The organism is Streptomyces sp. (genome assembly GCF_050698815.1).
In the GTDB taxonomy this organism is placed as follows: Bacteria; Actinomycetota; Actinomycetes; order Streptomycetales; family Streptomycetaceae; genus Streptomyces.
Genome location: NZ_JBOHCV010000566.1, coordinates 1 through 7,620 on the forward strand (window position 1 = coordinate 1; position 7,620 = coordinate 7,620).

Genomic DNA, 7,620 nt, shown 5'->3' on the forward strand with positions numbered 1-7,620 from the left:
GGGTGGCCTCGGCGGATGCCGGGTGCGCCGCCTCGAAGCCGGGGCCCTGGCCCGGCTTCGGCTCCGGTTCCGGGTCCGGTCCCTTTCGCAGCTCCGGGAGCGGCTGCGAGGGTGCCGCGCCGGTGCCGCCGCCCGGGGACGTCTGCGGGCCGGGGGCGCTCTCGGTGCGGGGCTGTGGCGGTGTGGCGGGCTGCTGGTGGCCCTGGTCGCGGAAGAGGTGCGCGAAGGCGTCGTCCGGGCCGCGACGGACGTCCTGGCCGCGGTCGTCGCCGCTGTCGTGGCTCTCGTCCGGACGCCCGTCCCGGTCCCTTCCGTCCTCCCCGTCGGACGCCTGGCCACGCGGGCCGACGGCACCGGCGATCTGGACGGTCGCCGGGTCTCGGTCCGGATACGGGTCGTGCGGGTACCCGCCCCGCTCGTACGGATCCTCCGGCGGCGGCGAGCTGTCGGCGGGGGTCCGGCCCTGGTCACCGTCGTGCGGCGCGTTCATCGCTAGCTACCCCTGCCCCTGCTCGCAAAGCTGACTCAACGGTCCACTTTCTCACCCGTGCCCGGCACGCTCCCGCTGCCCCGGCCGGTGTCGTGGGCGCCGGGGTCCGGGCCCGTGCCGCCGTCCCTGCCGGTGTCCGGGTCGCTGTCCGGTTCGCCGTTCGTGCTCTCGTCGGTGCCGTCCTCGTCCGTATCGCCGTCCGTGCCGTCCGCGCTGGAGGCCGGGCCGCTCCTGCGTTTGCGCGTCACATACATCCGGACTCCGGCCAGCACCACGAGCAGCACACCGCCCGCGATGACGAGCAGCACCGTCGAGGTGATCGAGGTGACGTTGACCCGGAACTCCATGGGCTTCCCGTAGGGCTTGCCGTCCTTCGTGTAGAGCTGCGCCTCCACATTCGAGCGGCCGTTGGCCTTCGCGGTCGCCTCGAACTTCACCGACTGGGCGTGCCCGCCGTCGACCTTCACCGGCTGCGGTTTGCCGACGTCCAGGCCGATGCGGCGGCTGGACTTCAGCCGCAGCTCCAGCCCGTCGACTCCCTGCACCAGGTTGTTCTTCACCGTCACCGGGATCGTCGCGCTGCGTCCCGACAGCGTGATGGGGGACTTCTGGATCAGGCTCACCTTCTTGGTCAGCCCCACCAGGTAGGCGCGCACCCCGGCACGGTAGTTCCCGGCGGCCTCCGGGTCGCCGCGCCAGGAGTTGGACAGCCCACGCTCTATGGCGCTGCCGAACGGCGTCACCACGCGGTCGGCCTCGGTCAGGATCTCCTGGAAGTCCTCCACGACTCCGTTGGTGCTCTGCACCTGTCGGTACGCCTCGGCGGGGATCTCCTGCTTGCGCAGCGAGGCCGGGTACAGGCGGCTGCTCGGCAGTCGCCTGTTCGCACCGGGGTCGGGCTTGGCCTCGGCCGTCTCCGAGAGGTCGGTCCCCTCCGTCCAGCGCCCGTCCTTCTGCAGCGAGCTGAGCGCCAGCGCCATCGCCCGGGCCTGGGCGGCGGTCGGCGTCCGCTGCGGAGCGACGAGGACGCTGCGCTGCCTGGTGGGCACCTGTGCGCTGATCGTCTGGCTCTCGGCCAGGAACCGCTGCACGGCCTTCGATGTCGCGCCGGTACGGCTCAGGTCGCCCTCGAAGGCCTGGGACAGACCGGCGTCGGCCACCAGGGCGGTGGTGCCGCCGCCGATGGGGCGGGCGGCGGTCGGTGAGTAGGAGAGGGCGGTGTCGCGGAGGCTGTCACTGCGGGCGATGACGTTGTGGGCGCCGGCGGAGGTGGCCACGTCCACGATGCCGGAGTCCACGGCGCCCTCCACCGGCCAGGTGTATTCCGTGCTGGGCTCGGTGTGCAGCACGTTCCGCACGGTCAGGGCGCCGCGCTCGGTGGCCGAGCCCAGATTGCTCAGGGCGCCCGGCACGTTCCTGCCCCGGTGGGCGAGCGAGGCCAGGTCCGGGTCGGCGAACGGCAGCGCGGCGACCTCTTCACCCTTCACCGCGTCCTGCAGGTCCATGAGCCACTGCTTCGCGTACTTCTGGCCCTTGCCCGCGACCGTGCCGCCGCCCTTCTTCTGCACCCGGTAGCGCTCGGTCATCGCCTCGACGCTGGCCAGCAGGTCAGGATCGATGATCCAGGTGATCGGCAGGTCCTTGCCCAGTGCGACAAGCTGCTGGAGCCGCCCGCCGGGCGCGAGTTCCTGGGCGAGGTCACGGTTGCGGAAGACGGCGGTCTGCTGTTCGTCGGACTGGGTACGCGCGGTGAGGTGGGCGGAGGAGATCAGCGGCCACAGGTAGGTCATCCCGGTCTTCTTGTCCGGGTCGGAGGTCTGCCAGGGCAGGAAGCTGCGCTCGATGCCGAGAATCTGGTCGTACGGACGCGCCCGCGTCTGTCCCGTCAGCGTGACACCCAACTGGTACACGCCGGACGAGCTCATCTTCAGGGCACTGACGGGCACCTTGAGCCGGAAGGTGCGGCGGGTGTCGGGCCGCATGCTGCCGGTCTTGGCCTTCGCTCCCTTGCCGCGCACCTCGGTGCCGTCGGCGCCGGCCACATACGCGGTCCGCCCGGCGGCCTGCTCGAGGCCGCTGCGGCTGCCTCCGCCGGGACCGATGCGGAGACCGATGCGGCCGTCGGTGATGGGGATGCGGCCGTTGTTGGTGACCGTGCCGGTGAGGGTGAGGGTGTCGCCCTTCTGCGGGGTGGCGGGCGAGAGGGTGCGGATGGAGATGCCCGCGGTGCGGGAGCCGGTGCCGGCACGGCCGGCGGTCTGCTGCGTCTGAGCCGGCGCCCCGGTCTGCGTCCTGGCCTGCGTCCGGGCCTGCGTCTGCGTCTGCGCCGTGGCCGGCGCCTGCCCGGCTGTCACGGCGGAGGCCGCGGACGCGGCGGGAAGCGGGAGGAGACCGCCGAGCAACGGGGCGGCGGCGAGCAGCCCGGCCGCGGTGCGCCGCGGCCAACGGCGGACGGGAGCGGTCGGAGTGCCCTGGTACTCAGCCGCCTCGGCCACGCGCTCGTCCGTCCCGTCGTGTCGTCATGGATGGGGGTGGATCTGGTTCCTGAACCCCTGATGGTAACGATGTCCCGAGGGGTGAAGTGCCGCGGTGTACGTCACATGATCAGCCGGCGGTGTGACCAGGTGCGAGGCGGCGCAGCACGGCGGCAACGTACCCTGTGCTGTCGTGCCGAACGCCAACGATGACATCCAGCCGACGCCACCCGCATCCGAGCAGCTCAGCGCGGCGCAGCGCCGCGCGGTGAGCGAGCTGTTGCGGGTTTCCCCCGTCGCCGACGACCTCGCCCGCCGTTTCCAGCAGGCCGGCTTCCGCCTGGCACTGGTCGGCGGCTCGGTCCGGGACGCACTGCTGGGACGGCTCGGCAACGACCTGGACTTCACCACCGACGCCCGTCCCGCGGACGTGCTGCGCATCGTGCGACCTTGGGCCGACGCGGTGTGGGAGGTCGGCATCGCCTTCGGCACGGTGGGCTGCCGGAAGACGGCACGGGAGGAGGGCGTGACACGCGCCTTCCAGGTGGAGGTCACCACCTACCGCTCGGAGGCCTACGACCGCACCTCGCGCAAGCCCGAGGTGGCCTACGGAGACTCCGTCGAGGAGGACCTGGTCCGCCGTGACTTCACGGTGAACGCGATGGCGGTGGCGCTGCCGGAGAAGACCTTCATCGACCCGCACGGCGGCCTGGAGGATCTGGCCCGCCGGGTGCTGCGTACCCCCGGGGCGCCGGAGGCGTCCTTCTCCGACGATCCGCTGCGGATGATGCGGGCGGCGCGCTTCGCCGCGCAGCTGGACTTCACGGTCGCGGACGACGTCATCGGCGCGATGACGTCGATGGCCGACCGGATCGGCATCGTCTCGCCCGAACGGGTGCGGGACGAGCTGAACAAGCTGCTGCTCTCCGCCCACCCGTGCAAGGGCATCCGGCTGCTGGTGGACACCGGGCTGGCGGACCGGGTGCTGCCCGAGATTCCCGCGCTGCGGCTGGAAAGGGACGAGCACCACCGACACAAGGACGTCTACGAGCACTCGCTGACCGTGCTGGAACAGGCCATGGCCCTGGAGCAGGACGGCCCGGATCTGACGCTGCGGCTCGCCGCGCTGTTGCACGACATCGGCAAGCCGAAGACGCGGCGCTTCGAGCGGGACGGCCGGGTCTCCTTCCACCACCACGAGGTGGTGGGCGCGAAGCTGACCAGGAAGCGGATGACGGCGCTGAAGTACTCCAACGAGCTGGTGAAGGACGTCTCCCGGCTGGTGGAGCTGCATCTGCGCTTCCACGGCTACGGCACGGGCGAGTGGACCGACTCCGCGGTGCGCCGCTATGTACGGGATGCGGGGCCGCTGTTGTCGCGGCTGCACCTGCTGACCCGGTCGGACTGCACGACGCGGAACAAGCGGAAGGCGAGTGCGCTGGCGGGTGCGTACGACGGCCTGGAGGCGCGGATCGGGCGCCTCCAGGAGCAGGAGGAACTGGATGCCATCCGCCCGGACCTGGACGGCAACGACATCATGAACGTGCTCGGCGTGCGGCCGGGCCCGTTGGTCGGCAAGGCGTACCAGTATCTGCTGGAGCTGCGCCTGGAGCACGGCCCGATGGAGCACGACGAGGCGGTCGCCGCGCTCAAGGAGTGGTGGGCCGCTCAGAGTTAGCGGTCGCTTCTGGTGGTCTGTTCCACGTGGTCTGTTTCACGTGGACCGTTTCACGTGAAACATCGCGGCGGCGACGCCCGCGTAGATCACCGCCACGGTCACCACCAGCACGGCCGAGCGCCCGTCCGGCGGCAGTATCAGGGCGGCGACGCCCGCTGCGCTGACGAAGGCGACGTTGAAGAGCATGTCGTAGAGGGAGAAGACCCGGCCACGGAAAGCGTCATCGACCGTGGACTGCACTGCCGTATCGGCGGTGATCTTCGATGCCTGCGTGACGAGCCCCAGGACGAAGGCCGAGAGGAGAATCGGCACCGGCGCGAAGGTCAGTCCGAGCGCGGGTTCCAGTACGGCCGCCGCCGCCGCGCACAGGGCCAGCCACCCGAACCGGCCGGCCAGCTCCACAGCCCACGGTGTGATGACGGCTGCGGCGAAGTACCCGAGACCCGAGGCGGCCACCGCGAGCCCGAGCACTTTCAGGCCCGCGCCCGGATCGGCGGCCTGTACGGCGCCTCCCATCTTCCCCGCGTTCCCCTCGCCGCCCCAGGCGTAGCGGGACAGCATCAGGACCATCACCGTCAGAGCGCCGTAGCAGAACCGCATCAGCGTCATGGCGGCCAGCGCGTAGGTGGCGGTGCGGCGTTCGCGCAGGTGCCGCAGCCCGGCGACGAGGCCGCGGACGGTGCTGGCCAGCGCGGCCGGCAGCCGGTGCGCCGCGGGCGCCGGGCCGGGGCCCAGCCGGTCCCGGCCGATCCGTAGCGCGGCGATCCCGGCCACCAGGTACAGCACCGCGCCGACGCTCACGATCAACGCGTTGGCCCCGCCACCACCCTCGGGGACGGCGAGCCGCACGGCGAAGGCGAGGCCGCCGCCCGCGGTGGCCGCGAGGGTTCCGGCGGTCGGGGAGAGGGAGTTGGCCATCACCAGCCGCTCCTCGTCCACGACCCGGGGCAGTGCGGCCGAGAGTCCGGCGAGGATGAAGCGGTTGATGGCGGTGACGGAGAGGGCGGAGAGGTAGAAGAGCGTTGTCGGCGCATCGGCCAGCACCAGTGCCGCAGTGCCCGCGGCCAGTACGGCCCGCAGCAGATTGCCGTAGAGCAGGACCTGCCGGCGACGCCACCGGTCGAGAAGTACGCCGGCGAACGGTCCCAGCAGCGAGTACGGCAACAGCAGGACGGCCATCGCGGAGGCGATGGCGGCGGGCGAGGTCTCCTTCTCGGGAGAGAAGACGACGTAGGCGGCGAGTGCGACCTGATAGACGCCGTCGGCGAGCTGGGAGAGCAGCCGCACCGTGAGCAGGCGCCGGAAGTCGGGGAAGCGCAGCAGGGTGCGGAGATCACCGACAACGCTCATGGCCCCAGCTTCACACATGCGCGGCCGGTCCGGCGGCCCGGTGTTTCAGGCGAGTGTTTCACGTGAAACCAGCGGCACCATCGGGCCGGCCGCTCAGTGCGTCGGTGTACCCCAGCGCACGTACGTGCCCTCGAACCGGGCGGCGTGCTTGTGCCGCAGCCGGCTGCGGCCCGGCGCGAAGACATCGGGTGCCCGGTCCAGTACTCCGCCCGAGGGATCGTCCGATCCGTCCACGCGGACGACGTCCCGCTCCGGCCGCAGGGCGTCCCGCACCACTACGGCGCACAGGTAGAGCGTGCCGAGCAGATGGACCAGGATCACCAACTGGTAGCCCTCGGGGGGCAGGCCCTGATGCTTGTCGCCGCTGCCGGTGTAGGCGAGGTAGAGCCAGATGCCGAGGAAGTACACGACCTCGCACGCCTGCCAGATCAGGAAGTCCCGCCATTTGGGGCGGGCCAGGGCGGCGAGCGGAATCAGCCACAGGACGTACTGCGGTGAGTAGACCTTGTTGGTCAGGACGAAGAGGGCGATCACGAGAAAGGAGAGCTGGGCCAGGCGCGGACGGCGCGGCGCCCACAGGGCCAGTGCGCCGATGCCGGCGCAGCCGAGCGCCATCAGCACCATCGCGTAGAGGTTGGCGTCCTCGAGGGGGTTGCCGGTGCGCTGGGAGATGACAAGCCAGAGTGAGCCGAAGTCGACGGGCCGTTCCTGGCTGAAGCTGTAGAACTTGGACCAGCCCTGCGGTGCCAGCAGCATCACCGGCACGTTGACGCACAGCCAGGACACGACGGCGCCGCCCAGCGCCGCTCCGAACTCCCGTTGGCGCCCGGCTCGCCAGCACAGCACGAGGAGCGGGCCCAGCAGCAGCGCCGGGTAGAGCTTGGCGGCGGTCGCCAGTCCGATCAGCACACCGGAGGCGAGTGGGCGGCTGCGTGCCCACAGCAGCATTCCGGCGGCGGTCAGGGCGACGGCCAGCAGGTCCCAGTTGATGGTCGCGGTGAGCGCGAGGGCGGGCGCGAGCGCCACTAGGAGGGCGTCCCACGGGCGGCGGCGGTGCGTACGGGCGACACAGGCGACGAGGACGGCTGCGCAGGCCATCAGCATCCCGGCGTTGACCATCCAGTACAGCTGCTCGCGGTGCTGGAGGTCGCCGCCCGGGGTCAGCCAGGCGGCGACCTGCATGAACGCGCCTGTCAGCACTGGATATTCGAGATAGGTCATGCCGCCCGAGACGCTGTGGGGGATGCGGTCGAAGTAGGGCACGAGTCCGTCGGCGAAGCCGCGCCCGGCGAAAAGGTGCGGGATATCGGAATAGCACGCACGTACGTATTGACTGGTCTTCCCCGAGAACCAGGCCCCGTTGTAGCAGGGCACCTTCTGCACCATGCCCAGCGCGAACATGCCCACCGCGAGCAGCACCACCACCCGCACCGGCGACCACCAGCCGGCAGGCCCCGGTGCCACCCGCCGCCCCGCGGGGCCCCCGAGCAGCTCGCTGCCGGCGGCAGCGACCTCGTCCTGCTCGGTCGGCCTTACGGGAGCGGCGTCGGGGTCCGGTGAGTGCGTACGCGTCATGGGGCACATCCTGCCGTACGGCCGGGGCGGGCCGGAGCGGTACGGTCCCGGGC

Annotated in this window: 4 protein-coding genes and 1 pseudogene; 1 reads left to right on the plus strand and 4 read right to left on the minus strand. The window is 71.4% G+C overall.

The window, feature by feature from the left end:
* Positions 1 to 490, minus strand: a pseudogene (locus ACRDP3_RS20400) (hypothetical protein); the annotation flags it as partial.
* Positions 491 to 525: 35 nt separating this feature from the next.
* The gene (locus tag ACRDP3_RS20405; RefSeq protein ID WP_431518417.1) at positions 526 to 2,985 is read right to left on the minus strand and encodes a DUF6049 family protein; all 2,460 of its coding nucleotides are present in this window, start codon (positions 2,983 to 2,985) and stop codon (positions 526 to 528) included.
* Between the two features lie 172 nt (positions 2,986 to 3,157).
* On the opposite strand from ACRDP3_RS20405, the gene ACRDP3_RS20410 reads away from it, so the two are divergent.
* A complete protein-coding gene (locus ACRDP3_RS20410; RefSeq protein ID WP_431518418.1) occupies positions 3,158 to 4,642 on the plus strand; it encodes a CCA tRNA nucleotidyltransferase in 1,485 nt (494 codons plus the stop codon).
* Positions 4,643 to 4,678: 36 nt separating this feature from the next.
* Here ACRDP3_RS20410 and ACRDP3_RS20415 read toward each other — a convergent pair whose 3' ends face one another.
* Positions 4,679 to 5,992: an MFS transporter gene (locus ACRDP3_RS20415; RefSeq protein WP_431518419.1), complete on the minus strand. Its 1,314-nt coding sequence runs from the start codon at positions 5,990 to 5,992 to the stop codon at positions 4,679 to 4,681.
* 93 nt (positions 5,993 to 6,085) lie between these two features.
* Complete coding sequence (locus tag ACRDP3_RS20420) at positions 6,086 to 7,567, minus strand: glycosyltransferase family 87 protein (RefSeq protein WP_431518420.1); 1,482 nt, start codon at positions 7,565 to 7,567, stop codon at positions 6,086 to 6,088.
* Positions 7,568 to 7,620: the final 53 nt, after the last annotated feature.